Below are 12,812 nucleotides of genomic sequence, written 5' to 3' on the forward strand. Positions count from 1 at the left end.
TGCGCCCACCCGCCCCTAGGGTTCGACGATATGATTACTCCGGGGGAAAAGCTGCATTGGTGGCAGACGCGCGCATTCGTCGCCGCGGTTGCGATCGCTTCGATCATACCGTTGCTGTGGCCGGAAATCCCGCCGCTGGTCGACCTGCCCGGGCATATGGGCCGGTACCGCGTCCAGCTGGCGATTGGCGACAATCCCTGGTTGAATCAGTGGTATAACTTCCGCTGGCAGATGATCGGCAACCTCGGCATCGACCTGCTGATCGAGCCGCTCGCACCGATTTTCGGGTTGCAGCTGGCGGTGAAGCTGATCGTCATGGCGATTCCGGCGCTGACCGTGACCGGCCTGTTATGGATCGCGCGCGAGGTGCATGGGCGAATTCCGGCGACCGCGTTGTTCGCACTGCCGCTCGCGTACAGCTATCCGTTCCAGTTCGGATTCGTGAATTTCGCGCTGGCGATGGCACTTGCGCTCAATCTCTTCGCGCTGTGGCTGCGGATGGGGCGGCTCAAGCGCGAGCGCCTGCGCGCGGTCATCTTCGTGCCGATCTCGTGCCTGTTGTGGCTGTGCCATACCTTCGGCTGGGGCGTGCTGGGCGTGCTCGCCTTTTCCGCCGAGCTGATCCGCCAGCACGACATTCGCCGCGACAGCGATCCCAAGAGCTGGGCGCATGGCTGGTTCGAGGCGTTCGTCCGGGCCGGGCTGAACTGCCTGCCGCTCGCACTGCCGATGGTGATGATGGTAGTGTGGCGGTCGGGCGATCATGTCGGCGGCAAGACGCAGGACTGGTTCAACTGGCGCTGGAAGATGAACTGGATCACGATGGTCCTGCGCGATCGGTGGATGGCGTTCGACATCGCGTCGGTCACGGTGCTGTTCGTGATCCTGTTCCGCGGCGTGCGCGACCAGACGATCGAATATTCGCGCAATTTGGGGCTGTCGGCGCTGTTCCTGGCGGCGGTCTACGTGCTGCTGCCGCGGATCGTGTTCGGGTCGGCCTATGCGGACATGCGGCTCGCGCCGTTCGTGCTGGCGATCGCGGTGATCGCGCTGCGGCCGCGGCACGGGCTGTCGCTGCGTGGCGCGGCGGTGCTGGCGGTGCTCGGGTTCGCGTTCTTCGCGGTGCGGCTGGCGGGCACGACCGTCAGTTACCTGATGTACGACCGCAGCTACGACCAGGCGATCGCGGCGATCGACACGGTACCGGAACGGGCGCGCGTCGTGTCGTTCGTCGGGCGAAAATGTCGTGACGAATGGGCGTATTCGCGGCTCGAGCATGTGCCGGCGCTGTTGCTGGAGCGGCGACTGGCGTTCACCAACGATCAGTGGTCGATGGCCGGCGCGCAGTTGATGACGACGCAATATCCGGCGGCAAAGGGCTTTGCGCATGATCCGTCGGAGATCGTCAGCGACATCAAATGCCGTGGCCAGTTCTGGCGGCCGATCGATGTGGCGCTCGAAAAGTTTCCGCGCGACGCGTTCGATTATATGTGGCTGATCCACCCGCAAAAATTCGATCCGGCGCTGGTGAAGGACCTGACGCTGATCCGCCGCGATGGGACGAGCCTGTTATATCGGGTCAACCGACCTGCTGCTCGCCCCGCCGGAACGGAGTAAGCTCGCCGAGATACTCCTGCTGCTCGGCGACGGCTTCGCGCTCGCGGACGAGATAGTCGGCGATCGCGCGACGGAAGCTCGGGTCGGGGATGTAATGCGCGGAATAGGTCGCGACCGGGGCGTACCCCCGCGCGAGCTTGTGTTCGCCCTGCGCGCCGGCCTCGACGGTCTTCAGGCCACGCGCGATGGCGGCGTCGATCGCCTGGTAATAGCAGAGCTCGAAATGGAGGAACGGCACCTCCTCCGTCGCGCCCCAGTAGCGGCCGTAGAGCGTGTCGTCGCCGATCAGGTTGAGTGCGCCGGCGATCGGTACGCCGTCGCGCTCCGCGAGGATGAGCAGGACGCGGTCGCCCATCGTCTTGCCGATCTGGTCGAAGAAGCCGCGCGTCAGGTAGGGTTGGCCCCATTTGCGGCTGCCGGTGTCTTGGTAGAACACCCAGAACGCGTCCCAGTGCTCGGGGGTGATCTCGGGGCCGACGAGGTGGCGGATGGTCAAGCCTTCGACGGCGGCGGCACGTTCCTTGCGGATCGCCTTGCGCTTGCGGCTGGCGAGCACGGCGAGGAAATCGTCGAAGCTGGTGTAGCCGTCGTTCTTCCAGTGGAACTGCGTACCCTGGCGGATGAGCCAGCCTGCCGCCTCGAACAGCGCCACTTCGTCGGGGTCGATGAAGGTGGCATGGGCGGACGATAGCCCGCTCTGGTCGGTGACGGCTTCCAGCGCGGCGATCAGCGCAGGGGCTTGCTCACGGTCGCGCAGCAGCAGGCGCGGGCCTGGAACCGGGCTGAACGGGGCGGCAATCTGGAGCTTGGGGTAATATTGCCCCCCTGCCCGCTCCCAGGCGTCGGCCCAGCCCTGGTCGAAGACGTATTCGCCCTGGCTGTGGCTCTTGGCATACGCGGGTGCGATCGCGGCGGGCTTGCCGTCGGGGCCGTCGACCACCACCGGCAGCGCCTGCCAGCCCGAGCGGCCGCCGACGCTCTTCGAGGCTTCGAGCGCGGAGAGGAAGGCGTGGCCGACGAACGGGTTGGCGGTGCCGGAGCACGCCTCCCAGTCCTCGGCCGCGATCGAGGTGACGCCTTGGGCGATGCGAGCTGTGACGGCGTTCATCCGCGGCATTTGGGGTAGCCGGGTGCCGATAGCAAAGGGCGCGTCAGCTTATCTCTAAGGAAAGCAGCCATTCGTCCCATACGCTGTTCTCCCGCGAAGGCGGGAGCCCAGGACCACATGGGCTGCGCTTGGTAACCCGGGGCTCCCGCTTTCGCGGGCGAACAAGAACTCCAGACGGTTAGGCAGAGACCTGGACGATCGCGTCGATCTCGACAGCGGCGCCGAGCGGGAGGACGGGAACGCCGACGGCCGCGCGCGCATGCTTGCCGGAGTCGCCGAACAGCGCGACCATCAGGTCCGATGCGCCGTTGGCGACCTTGGCCTGATCGGTGAAATCGCCGGTCGAGTTGACGAACACGCCGAGCTTGACGATCCGCTCGACGCGGCCGAGCGTGCCGAGCGCCGCCTTCATCTGTGCGACGAGCATCAGTCCGCACAGCTTGGCCGCTTCCTGCGCGTCCTCGAGCGAGACGCCGTCTCCGACGCGACCGGTGACCAGTTGGCCGTCCTTGAACGGCAACTGGCCGGAGATGTGGAGCATGCCGTTCGCCAGCACGGTCGGGACGTAGGACGCCACGGGTGCGGCAGCCTGCGGGAGGGTGAGGCCCAGCTCTTCGAGCTTGCGGTCGATACGATCGGTCATGGAGGAGGTATCACCACAGCGGTGGGGGATGGGTCAAGTGAGTCTACCCCATGCCCTTGGTTCGAACCGCCTTCCGATCGATCCTCCCCCGCCAGGGGGAGGTGGCGCCGTAGGCGTCGGAGGGGGAGGACACGGAACGGCGGTTTTCCCTTACCTCCCCCTCCGTCAGGCTGCGCCTGCCACCTCCCCCTTGCGGGGGAGGATTGCTGGTCCTCGGCACCTTTCAACGAGGTCTTTAGGTCCCCGCCGGCAAACCCGCTTCGAACCGTGCCGCGATCCAGTCCGCCGCCTCGCGCCAGTCGTCGATCCGTGCGTGAGCATGCTCCGCCTTCGGCACGCTCACCGCCAGCGTCGGCTCGGAGACCATGTGCAGCCGGTGCACCCCCGGCGCGTGCTTGGCGACCGACTCGTGGTGCACCGCAAGGTCATCTACGAATACCGTCACCGGCGAGCCGTATTCCTCGACCAGCCGCGAAACCGGGGTACCCTTGCCGCCCTGGTTGCACTCGACCCGGTGCTCGATCCCGAACTTAGCCAGCTGCTCGATCCGCGGCTGGCGGCATTCGTCCTGGAGGTTGGTGAGGATGACGATGTCCGCCACCTGCGCCAGTCGCTCCAGCGCCGCGACCGCGTGCGGCACCAGCGTCTGGCGGTGCATCTCGGCGGGGAAGAACTCGCCGAGCATCGCCCACATATCCTCGCGCGACGGCGGCGGGCCGCCATCGCGGCGGGTCATCGCAGTCGAGAAATCACCGTGCTGGATCGCGAAGTCGATATCGTGGCGCTCGTCGAGCCAGACGCCGAAATGCTTGACCATGTGCAGCAGCACTTCGTCGCAATCGCTGATCAGCAGCGGCCTCATGCTTCGAACTCTCCGTTGTCCAGCTTGGCGCGGGCGCGCACCAGCGATTCGGGTTTCACGCCGAGCGATTCAGCGCACGCGATCAGATCGGGTTCGTAATTCTCCAGGAAACCGAGCGCGGCCGACAACACGGTCGGATCGCTTGCCCGTGCGCGCAAATCGTGCGGGTCGAGGCCGGTGACCGACAGCAACCGCATCGCCCGGTCGGGCTCGATCAGCGTCCACACCAATGCGCGCAGCGCCAGTGCCTCGGCGTCTTCGTTTGAATCGCGGTCGCGCATTGCCTATCAAGCCTTCTTTCCGGATAAGGTGGATCGGTGACAAAGAAGGTGCTCGTTGTCGAGGACAACGAACTGAACCTCAAACTATTCTGCGACCTGTTGCGCGCGCATCAGTTCGCCGTCGAACCCGTGCGCGACGGCCGCGAAGCCGTTGCACGAGCGCGGGATTTCACCCCCGACCTGATCATCATGGACATCCAGATGCCGCATGTCACGGGGTACGAGATCATCCTGGAGCTGAAGGCGGACGAGGAGTTGCGCGCGATTCCGGTGATGGCGGTGACGGCCTATGCCGGGCGCGAGGACGAGGAGCGCATCCGGGCGGCAGGGGCGGACTCGTATGTGTCGAAGCCGATCAGCCTGGCGCGGTTCATGGATGCGGTCGGGGCGCTGGTCTGAAGCGGGAGAGGGCGCGCCGTTCGCCTCGACCCAGCCTGCCATATCGACCGATAATCCGGCGCCTTGCCGCCACTCCGTTCGTGCTGAGTAGAGACCGAGTAGCTTCGCAGAAGCGTATCGAGGGCTCGTATCGAAGCATGGGCTCCACCCGCCAACCTGCCCTTCGATACGCCCTCTCGATACGCCGCCTACGGCGACTACTCGACGGCTACTCAGGACGAACGGGATGTGGAAGACGAACGGAGGGGAGGAACTACAAACACCAAAAGCCGCAGGGGTTACCCGCGGCTTTTCGATTCGTAGCAATCAGACGACGGCTTGCACCGCCGACCGGATTACTTGATCTTGGCTTCCTTGAACTCGACATGCTTGCGCACGACGGGGTCGTACTTCGAGAAGGAGAGCTTCTCGGTCTTGGTACGGGGGTTCTTCTTGGTGACATAGAAGAAGCCAGTGTCAGCGGTGCTGAGCAGCTTGATCTTGACGGTCGTTGGCTTGGCCATGAGCCCAAATTCCTATGGCTTGAAAATGCGAAAGCGGCGAACTGATGCCGCCGCTCGATCAAGCCCCGCGCATGGCGGACAGCCGCGGCGAAGTCAAGCTTTCCGCGCGCCGCATGCTTCGTCAGCCCGCATTTAACTCGCTATTCACCACCCGAGGTGCATCCTGTCGACAGAATAACAAGGAGCAGGGATCATGGGGCAAGCTTTACGAATCGACGACCTCGGTGCGGTCAAGGCCGATCTGGCCGCGCGCATCGCCGCGATCGACGTCCGCGCGCCCTATGCCCGCCCCTGCGACATCGCCACCGAGATCGACGCGATTCGGGTGATCGCGCACAGCAACGGCCTCAACCCCGCGGTCACCGTCGCGCATTTCGTCGACTCGGCGCTGTCGCGTGGCGAGCATGGCGCGCTCGTCCATGGCTGGCTTGGCATCCTGCGCGATGCGGTCGGCTGCGAACGCCAGGACCTGCAGGCCTGCCACGCGTTCGCGGCTGCGTGCTCGGTTCGTCTCGCTGGATAATTCATGGACGCATTGATGGCGGCCCTCGTCGCCGCGGCATTCGCGCAGGTCGGCGATCGTACCGCGTGGCTTGCCGCGATCCTCTCGGACCGTCACCGGCGACCCGGACTGGTCATCGCGATGGCGACGCTCGCGATCCTTGCGGCCAGCGGTCTCGCAGCGACGTTGGGGGCGGTGATCGGCCCGAAGCTCGCGCCTAACGCCCAGCAATTGATGCTCGCGGTCGCGATGCTGCTGCAGGGTGGTGGCGCGTTCTTCCCCGCCAAATGCCCTGACCGCCTCGACCGCTGGAAGATCGGCGCAGTCGCGACCGCGCTGCTCGGGCTGTTCATCCTCGCGTTCGGCGACGGCGTACAATTCATCGTCCTGACGCTGGCGGCGCGGACTCCGGTGCCCGCACTCGCCGCGATCGGCGCGACGATCGGTTCGCTGGTCGTCGTCGTACCCGCGGCGCTCATGGGAGAGGCCGCATGGCTGCGCCTGCCGCTCAAGCCGATCAGGATCGCGATCGGGGGACTATTCCTGATCTTCGGGCTCATACTCGCCCTCGGCGCGCTTCGGCTGGTTTGAACGCGGACGCCACGGGGGCGCCGGACGTTCGCTTCGTCGACCGAACCGAGAGGCGGTTCAGCCTTGCTCGGCTTCCGTCGCCGGTCGTTCGAACCAGGCCTCGACAGGCCCGACCAGCTTCAACGTCAGCGCGTTGCCGTTGCGGTCGACCTTCTTGCCGAGCGCGACGCGGATCCAGCCTTCGGAGATGCAATATTCCTCGACGTCGTGGCGCACCTTGTCCTTGAAGCGGATACCGATGCCGCGCTCGAGCAGGTCCTGCTGGAAGAACGGGCTGCGCTGGTTGATCGACAGGCGATCGGGGGGCGTGTCGTCCACAGCGACTGGAGTGTCGATTTCGGTTTCGGGCGTGTTTGGCGTGTCGGTCATGGTCGCGCGTCTAGCGGCAAGCACGGTCGCTCCGCCACAAAAAAGCGGCGCCGGGATATCTCCCGACGCCGCTCTTCAACGTTGTATTCAGTTCAACTGCAGACCTGCACCTGCACACGGTCGCCATAATAGGGATCGACCCGCCACTCGTTCCAGCACCGGGGACGATAGTCCTCGCGGTAGTAGGTCCGCACCGGCGGATTATAATAGGTGACCGGAGGCGGTGCGTAATAACCGCCATTGTAATAACCGCGGTCGTAGTAGCGATTGCGGTTGTTGCTGCTCGCGATCGCCGCGCCGACGCCAAGACCGAGGATACCGCCGAGCACCGCCGCACCGGCTGCGTTACCGCCGCCACGATGATGATAGCCGCCCCAGCCGCGACCATAGCCACCACGGCCCCAACGCTGAGCGTCGGCCGGCGCCGCAGCAGTCAATGCAGTTGCCACAAGCGCGATGCTGAGACCTGCCTTCTTCATGAATCCGTTCATTTCCGAACCTCCAATACCAGTTACGCCGGTCCAAGTGGCTCAAACGCATGAGTGTGCGACCGTGTTTCATGCTTTATGCGAGTCGGTCTGAACCGGTGCGGAACGGGCCGTTAACCCACGGTATAGGTGGAATATTGCCGTCCCATGAGGGGACCCGACCGCGTGATCGTCACGAGCGCATTGTTCACGATTACGGCGTATGGAAAGCGCATGCGCAGCACCATTTCGACGCGAACGATCGCCTTCTCCGTATTGGCCGCCAGCGGCGTGCTGATCGCGGGATTTGCCCTCTCGGGCTCGCCGGTGCGAGTCCGCGCGACGGAACCCGTGCGGGTCGCCCGGACCGCAATCGTCCGTCCCAAGGCCAAGCCCGCAACCGCCCCCTCGCCCACGCCCGTCGTCGCTAAAGCGGATCCGGTGGATGCGTATGTCGTGAAGCGGGTGCTGAACGTGCCCGAGCCGCTAAGGCATGGCGACTATTACTGGGATACCGCTGGCGTACCCGAGGGACCGATCGTGATCACCGTCGACCTGGTCGCACAGACGCTGTCGATCTTTCGCGCAGGGTATGAGATCGGGACGGCCGCGGTGATCTATGGCGCGGACGAGAAGCCCACCCCGCTCGGCGTGTTCACGATCACGCAGAAGGACGCGCATCACGTGTCGAACCTCTACGGCGCACCGATGCCGTATATGTTGCGGCTGACCAACGACGGCGTGTCGATCCATGGCAGCGCATTGATGGATGGGAAGTACGCGACGCATGGCTGTGTCGGGATCCCGACCCCGCTCGCCAAGCTGATATTCGCGCAGGTGAAGCTCGGTGATCGGGTGATCGTCACGAGCGGCGAGACGCTGGCGCGCGGCGGGCGGATCACCGCCGCCTGAAAGCGGATCGTCTGAAACCGGTTCAGCGACCATTGTACGTAAATAGCGCCCGGATCGCGTCGATGCCTTAACGGCTCCGTTGGTAGGATCGCCGACATGGACTTCAGGCGCAGATGTACCGGACGACGATCATGAGCACGGCGATCAGTTGCTGGTCGCCGCCCTTGTCCGATGGCCGGTTCGACAAGAGTGCGCTGATCGAGCGCGCGCTGGCTCTGACCGGGATTGGCGCCTGGGCATGCGAACTCGCGGACTCGTCTTTATGCTGGACAGCGGGCGTTTACGATCTGTTCGGGCTGCCCGCCGACGCGGTTGTCGACCGCCGTGAGACCGCCGCGATGTATGCCGAGGAGTCGCGGCAGATGATGGAGACCTTGCGTGACCGCGCCATTGCCGGCGGTGGACGCTTCTCGCTGGATGCGGAGATCGTTCGCACGGACGGCGCGCACCGGTGGATGCGCCTGACCGGAGATGTCGTGGTCGAGGACGGGCGCGCGCGGCGGCTATATGGATTGAAGCAGGACATTACCGACGAGAAACTGCGCTGGGAGGCGATGCGGCGGCTTGCCGAGCATGATGCGCTAACCGGGCTGGCAAGCCGCGCGGTGTTCCAAAGCCGGTTCCTGGATGCGCCGGCGGGCGGGTCTGGACTCGCGCCGCTGGGGGCGCTGATCCTGTTCGACGTAGATGGCTTCAAGCAGGTCAACGACCGGTACGGGCATGCCGCTGGCGATGCGTGCTTGCGCGTGGTGGCGGAGCGGCTGGCGGTCGGCTTTCCGGACGCGCCGATGATCGCGCGGATCGGTGGCGACGAGTTCGCGGCGCTGGTGGGAGCGGAAACGCTGGGGGCGGCGCTCGAACTGCGACTTGCCGCGGCACTGGCCGATCTGCGGACGCCGATCGCGTGGGCGGGGGAGATTTTACGGGTTGGCGCGTCGGCGGGGATCGCGGCGGCGGGCGATGCTTACGCCTATGATGCGGAGGCGATGTTCGCGGTAGCCGATGCGGCGCTGTACGCGGCGAAGACGGCGGGGCGGAACACGTTCCGGGTCGGGGTGCCGGGCGGTGAGGCCAAGCGGATGATGCGACTGGTGAAGTGAGGGCGCGCTTGCGATCCTCCCCCGCCAGGGGGAGGTGGCTGGCACTTGCCAGACGGAGGGGGAGGTAAGCGATTCCCTCTGCTCCGTGCCCCCCCCTCCGTCACCTTCGGTGCCACCTCCCCCTGGCGGGGGAGGATCGTTAGGGGCGCCATCCAAATAAAAAGGCCGGAGGTTTCCCCCCGGCCCTTCTGCATTTCCTAGCCAGCGCGACACGGCAAAGCCGCGTCGTCGGACCTCGCCTGAGCGAGGCCGGCCGAGCTTGTAAGCTTGGCCGGCTTCGCCGTGCCAGGCTTAGGCGCTCTGCTTAGCGCGGCTAGCGCGCTTGCGCTCGTTCGCATCCAGGAAGCGCTTGCGCAGGCGGATCGACTTCGGCGTGACTTCGACCATCTCGTCGTCGTCGATGTACGCGATCGCCTGCTCCAGCGTCGCGCGCTTCGGCGGGGACAGGCGGACCTGGTCGTCCTTGCCGCCCGAGGCGCGGAAGTTGGTCAGCGCCTTGGTCTTCATCGGGTTGACCTCGAGGTCGTCCGGCTTGGCATTCTCGCCGACGATCATGCCCTCATAGAGCGCCTCGCCGTGGCCCACGAACAGGATGCCGCGCTCTTCGAGCGGACCGAGGGCATAGTTGTTCGCCTCGCCCGAACCGTTCGAGATCAGCACGCCGTTCTTGCGACCCTCGATCGCGCCCTTGTGCGGACCGTACTTCTCGAACAGCCGGTTCATGATGCCCGTGCCGCGCGTGTCGGACAGGAACTCGCCGTGATAGCCGATCATCCCGCGCGACGGCGCCGAGAAGGTGATGCGGGTCTTGCCACCGGTCGACGGACGCATGTCGGTCAGCTCGGCCTTACGCGTGTTCATCTTCTCGACGACGGTGCCCGAATGCTCCTCGTCGACGTCGATGATGACGGTCTCGTACGGCTCGGTCTTCTTGCCGTTCTCGTCCTCGCCGAACAGCACGCGCGGACGCGAGATGCCCAGCTCGAAACCTTCGCGGCGCATCGTCTCGATCAGCACGCCCAGCTGAAGCTCGCCGCGGCCGGCGACTTCGAAGCTGTCCTTATCGGCCGCCTCGGTCACCTTCACGGCGACGTTCGACTCGGCTTCGCGGAACAGGCGCTCGCGGATCATGCGGCTCGTCACCTTGCTGCCCTCGCGGCCCGCCATCGGCGAATCGTTCACGGCAAAACGCATCGACAGCGTGGGGGGATCGATCGGCTGCGCGTGCAGCGGCTCGGTCACCGTGATGTCGGCGATCGTGTCGGCAACCGTAGCGACCGAGAGACCTGCCAGCGAGATGATGTCGCCGGCCTTGGCCTCGTCGACGGGAACGCGCTCGAGACCACGGAACGACATGATCTTGGACGCACGACCGGTCTCGATGATCTTGCCGTCGTTATCGAGTGCGTGGATCGCCTGGTTGGTCTTCACCGTACCCGAATTGACGCGACCGGTGAGGACGCGGCCGAGGAACGGATCGCGGTCGAGCAGCGTGACGAGGAAGGTGAACGGCACACCGGCGACTTCCACGGCGGGCGGCGGCACGTGCTTCACGATCGTCTCGAACATCGGGATCAGCGTGCCTTCGCGCGCGTCCATGTCGGTCGAGGCATAGCCGTTGCGACCCGATGCATAGAGCACGGGGAAGTCGAGCTGGTCGTCGTTCGCGTCGAGCGACACGAACAGGTCGAACACTTCGTCGAGCACTTCCTGGATGCGCGCGTCGTTACGATCGACCTTGTTGACGACGACGATCGGCTTCAGGCCGAGTGCCAGCGCCTTGCCGGTGACGAACTTGGTCTGCGGCATCGCGCCCTCCGACGAATCGACCAGCAGGACGACGCCGTCGACCATCGACAGGATGCGCTCGACTTCGCCGCCGAAATCGGCGTGGCCGGGCGTGTCGACGATGTTGATGCGGATGCTCTCGGACTCGCCGGGAGGGGTCCAGTCGACCGAGGTCGGCTTGGCGAGAATGGTGATGCCACGCTCTTTTTCGAGGTCGTTCGAATCCATTGCGCGCTCTTCAACGCGCTGGTTGTCGCGGAAGGTGCCGGACTGGCGGAAGAGCTGGTCGACCAGCGTCGTCTTGCCGTGATCGACGTGCGCAATGATCGCCACGTTGCGGAGGCTCATGAATGTATTCTCTTGAAACGAGGAACGGGGTTGGCGCGCGCCATAGCGTAATTGTTGCGCCGCGGGAAGACCGGGCTTGGTTTGAGGGCTTTCCACCCCTTCCGTCATCCTGACGAAAGTCAGGACCCAGGGTAACAAAAGCTGCCTCCGCCGCTCTGGGTCCTGACTTTCGTCAGGATGACGGAGCGCGCGGGATCAACGGCGCTTGTATGGTCCGGCGGCGAGAATAGCACGGGGATCACGGACCGCCAGCATTGCCCTCAGCGCGGCGTGCTTGTCAGGGGCGGCAGCATAGTAACGCTGCCAGATTCGCAGCCCCATCCAATAGCCGAGTTCGGGCGGCCAGCCGGCGGGCGGCGTGGAGTAGTTGCCGATCCAGCGCGCGTACGCCTTGGCTTCGGGTGAGCCCTCCTCGGGGTCGTCCTTGTCGGTGAGCATGCGGGTGAGCGCGATGTCGGCCTGCATCTGGCGCCAGAGTTCCGCCTCGCGAGGGGTAGCCCAGGCGGCGCGCGCGGCGTCGGGTTCCTCGCCGGTGACGAGTTGCGCGATGAAATCGGCGGCGCCCTCGACGAGGATCGCGGTGAGCAGCGGGTCGCGGGCGAGCGTCATGCCGGCGTCCTGCTGGAACGAATGCACCGTCTCGTGTGCGAAGAAATGGCGGAGCGTCTGGCGCAGTTTTTCGGGCGTCGGTGACATGCGGCACAGCACTTCGAGGCCCAGGACTTGCGCGCCCGGCTTGGCGGTGCCGCCGGAGGTGTTCGCGCCAAAGACTATATAGACTTGCGGGAGCTTCACGTCGGGGAGCGCGCCGTGGAGGCCGAGGTAGATCGCGCGGAGGTCGGCAGTGGCGGCCTTGGCGGCGGGGAGGCAGGTCTTGATCGCTTGCGCGTAGCGGGTCGGGTTGGCGGCGATGGCGCGCGCTAGCGTGTCCGCGTCGACGATACGGCCGGGGGTGAAGACGCCGATCCCGAAACTGCCCTTGTCGAGATACTCGCGCTTGAGTTGCGCAGCGGTCAGCTTGCTTTTGGTTTTGGCGAAGAGGGTCGCGAAGCGGTCGGCGTCTTCGGTGTGGATCGTGGCGGTGAGCGGATCGGCTGGCGGGGGACGATTCGTGGCCGCCGCGGGGAGGAGGGCGAGCGCGAGGATCAGCGGGCGGAGCATGGTGTAGAGTATCGTGTGTTTGCGCCGCCGCCAGTCTCATTCGACGGGCGATGTGCCCCACACCAGCCCAAAGCCGTTCCCCCCGCGAAGGCGGGGGTCCAGGGTTACAAACGGTAACGTCTTTGGCTCCTGGGCCCCCGCGTTCGCGAGGGAACAGGAAG

15 protein-coding genes are annotated in these 12,812 nt (G+C 65.5%); 6 read left to right on the top strand and 9 right to left on the bottom strand.

The features are described from left to right. Window positions 1-30: 30 nt before the first annotated feature. Complete coding sequence (locus tag O6Y00_RS05510) at window positions 31-1,617, top strand: hypothetical protein (RefSeq protein ID WP_353441599.1); 1,587 nt, start codon at window positions 31-33, stop codon at window positions 1,615-1,617. On the opposite strand, the gene O6Y00_RS05515 is transcribed toward O6Y00_RS05510, so the two are convergent. The 4 genes from O6Y00_RS05515 to O6Y00_RS05530 form a co-directional block, all read right to left on the bottom strand. Next, entirely contained in the window at window positions 1,580-2,725 is a 1,146-nt protein-coding gene (locus O6Y00_RS05515) for a GNAT family N-acetyltransferase (protein WP_353441600.1), read from the bottom strand. The two genes, O6Y00_RS05510 and O6Y00_RS05515, sit on opposite strands and share 38 nt — an antisense overlap. 178 nt (window positions 2,726-2,903) lie before the next feature. Next, on the bottom strand, window positions 2,904-3,368 hold the full coding sequence (locus O6Y00_RS05520; protein WP_353441601.1) for a RidA family protein: 465 nt from the start codon (window positions 3,366-3,368) through the stop codon (window positions 2,904-2,906). A gap of 235 nt (window positions 3,369-3,603) precedes the next feature. Further along, the gene (locus O6Y00_RS05525; RefSeq protein ID WP_353441602.1) at window positions 3,604-4,230 is read right to left on the bottom strand and encodes an HAD family hydrolase; all 627 of its coding nucleotides are present in this window, start codon (window positions 4,228-4,230) and stop codon (window positions 3,604-3,606) included. Then, a complete protein-coding gene (locus tag O6Y00_RS05530) occupies window positions 4,227-4,511 on the bottom strand; it encodes a DUF3572 domain-containing protein (RefSeq protein ID WP_353441603.1) in 285 nt (94 codons plus the stop codon). Before O6Y00_RS05530 ends, O6Y00_RS05525 begins: the two co-directional genes overlap by 4 nt. A 36-nt stretch (window positions 4,512-4,547) precedes the next feature. On the opposite strand from O6Y00_RS05530, the gene O6Y00_RS05535 reads away from it, so the two are divergent. Then, window positions 4,548-4,910 carry a response regulator gene (locus tag O6Y00_RS05535; protein ID WP_353441604.1) on the top strand — a complete coding sequence of 121 codons (363 nt, stop codon included), beginning with the start codon at window positions 4,548-4,550 and terminating at the stop codon, window positions 4,908-4,910. Window positions 4,911-5,245: 335 nt separating this feature from the next. On the opposite strand, the gene rpmG is transcribed toward O6Y00_RS05535, so the two are convergent. Then, a complete protein-coding gene (gene rpmG / locus O6Y00_RS05540) occupies window positions 5,246-5,413 on the bottom strand; it encodes a 50S ribosomal protein L33 (protein WP_055881863.1) in 168 nt (55 codons plus the stop codon). A gap of 193 nt (window positions 5,414-5,606) precedes the next feature. Here rpmG and O6Y00_RS05545 point away from each other — a divergent pair, with 193 nt between their 5' ends. Both O6Y00_RS05545 and O6Y00_RS05550 read left to right on the top strand, forming a co-directional pair. Continuing rightward, window positions 5,607-5,936 (top strand): hypothetical protein, encoded by a 330-nt coding sequence (locus O6Y00_RS05545; RefSeq protein ID WP_353441605.1) that lies wholly within the window; start codon window positions 5,607-5,609, stop codon window positions 5,934-5,936. Between the two features lie 3 nt (window positions 5,937-5,939). Beyond that, the gene (locus O6Y00_RS05550) at window positions 5,940-6,506 is read left to right on the top strand and encodes a TMEM165/GDT1 family protein (RefSeq protein ID WP_353441606.1); all 567 of its coding nucleotides are present in this window, start codon (window positions 5,940-5,942) and stop codon (window positions 6,504-6,506) included. A 57-nt stretch (window positions 6,507-6,563) separates the two neighbouring features. Here the strand turns inward: O6Y00_RS05550 and O6Y00_RS05555 are convergent, their stop codons facing one another. Together O6Y00_RS05555 and O6Y00_RS05560 are read right to left on the bottom strand one after the other, a co-directional pair. Next, window positions 6,564-6,824, bottom strand: coding sequence for a DUF3297 family protein (locus tag O6Y00_RS05555; RefSeq protein WP_353441840.1), 261 nt, complete (start codon window positions 6,822-6,824; stop codon window positions 6,564-6,566). Between the two features lie 143 nt (window positions 6,825-6,967). Further along, on the bottom strand, window positions 6,968-7,366 hold the full coding sequence (locus O6Y00_RS05560; RefSeq protein WP_353441607.1) for a hypothetical protein: 399 nt from the start codon (window positions 7,364-7,366) through the stop codon (window positions 6,968-6,970). Window positions 7,367-7,576: 210 nt separating this feature from the next. On the opposite strand from O6Y00_RS05560, the gene O6Y00_RS05565 reads away from it, so the two are divergent. Then, the gene (locus O6Y00_RS05565; RefSeq protein WP_353441608.1) at window positions 7,577-8,254 is read left to right on the top strand and encodes a L,D-transpeptidase family protein; all 678 of its coding nucleotides are present in this window, start codon (window positions 7,577-7,579) and stop codon (window positions 8,252-8,254) included. 131 nt (window positions 8,255-8,385) lie between these two features. After that, window positions 8,386-9,354, top strand: coding sequence for a diguanylate cyclase domain-containing protein (locus O6Y00_RS05570; protein WP_353441609.1), 969 nt, complete (start codon window positions 8,386-8,388; stop codon window positions 9,352-9,354). Window positions 9,355-9,645: 291 nt separating this feature from the next. On the opposite strand, the gene typA is transcribed toward O6Y00_RS05570, so the two are convergent. Then, window positions 9,646-11,490 (bottom strand): translational GTPase TypA, encoded by a 1,845-nt coding sequence (gene typA, locus O6Y00_RS05575; protein WP_056051990.1) that lies wholly within the window; start codon window positions 11,488-11,490, stop codon window positions 9,646-9,648. 195 nt (window positions 11,491-11,685) lie between these two features. Beyond that, window positions 11,686-12,651 carry a hypothetical protein gene (locus O6Y00_RS05580; protein WP_353441610.1) on the bottom strand — a complete coding sequence of 322 codons (966 nt, stop codon included), beginning with the start codon at window positions 12,649-12,651 and terminating at the stop codon, window positions 11,686-11,688. Window positions 12,652-12,812 lie beyond the last annotated feature (161 nt).

It is taken from the genome of Sphingomonas faeni, assembly GCF_040407565.1.
Classification (GTDB): Bacteria; Pseudomonadota; Alphaproteobacteria; order Sphingomonadales; family Sphingomonadaceae; genus Sphingomonas; species Sphingomonas faeni_F.

Coding starts and splice junctions, on each gene's coding strand:
- O6Y00_RS05510 (WP_353441599.1), top strand. CDS start 31: ATGATTACTCCGGGGGAAAAGCTGCATTGGTGGCAGACGCGCGCATTC.
- O6Y00_RS05580 (WP_353441610.1), bottom strand. CDS start 12,651: ATGCTCCGCCCGCTGATCCTCGCGCTCGCCCTCCTCCCCGCGGCGGCC.
- O6Y00_RS05550 (WP_353441606.1), top strand. CDS start 5,940: ATGGACGCATTGATGGCGGCCCTCGTCGCCGCGGCATTCGCGCAGGTC.
- O6Y00_RS05570 (WP_353441609.1), top strand. CDS start 8,386: ATGAGCACGGCGATCAGTTGCTGGTCGCCGCCCTTGTCCGATGGCCGG.
- O6Y00_RS05520 (WP_353441601.1), bottom strand. CDS start 3,368: ATGACCGATCGTATCGACCGCAAGCTCGAAGAGCTGGGCCTCACCCTC.
- rpmG (WP_055881863.1), bottom strand. CDS start 5,413: ATGGCCAAGCCAACGACCGTCAAGATCAAGCTGCTCAGCACCGCTGAC.
- O6Y00_RS05515 (WP_353441600.1), bottom strand. CDS start 2,725: ATGAACGCCGTCACAGCTCGCATCGCCCAAGGCGTCACCTCGATCGCG.
- O6Y00_RS05565 (WP_353441608.1), top strand. CDS start 7,577: ATGCGCAGCACCATTTCGACGCGAACGATCGCCTTCTCCGTATTGGCC.
- O6Y00_RS05545 (WP_353441605.1), top strand. CDS start 5,607: ATGGGGCAAGCTTTACGAATCGACGACCTCGGTGCGGTCAAGGCCGAT.
- O6Y00_RS05530 (WP_353441603.1), bottom strand. CDS start 4,511: ATGCGCGACCGCGATTCAAACGAAGACGCCGAGGCACTGGCGCTGCGC.
- O6Y00_RS05560 (WP_353441607.1), bottom strand. CDS start 7,366: ATGAACGGATTCATGAAGAAGGCAGGTCTCAGCATCGCGCTTGTGGCA.
- O6Y00_RS05525 (WP_353441602.1), bottom strand. CDS start 4,230: ATGAGGCCGCTGCTGATCAGCGATTGCGACGAAGTGCTGCTGCACATG.
- typA (WP_056051990.1), bottom strand. CDS start 11,490: ATGAGCCTCCGCAACGTGGCGATCATTGCGCACGTCGATCACGGCAAG.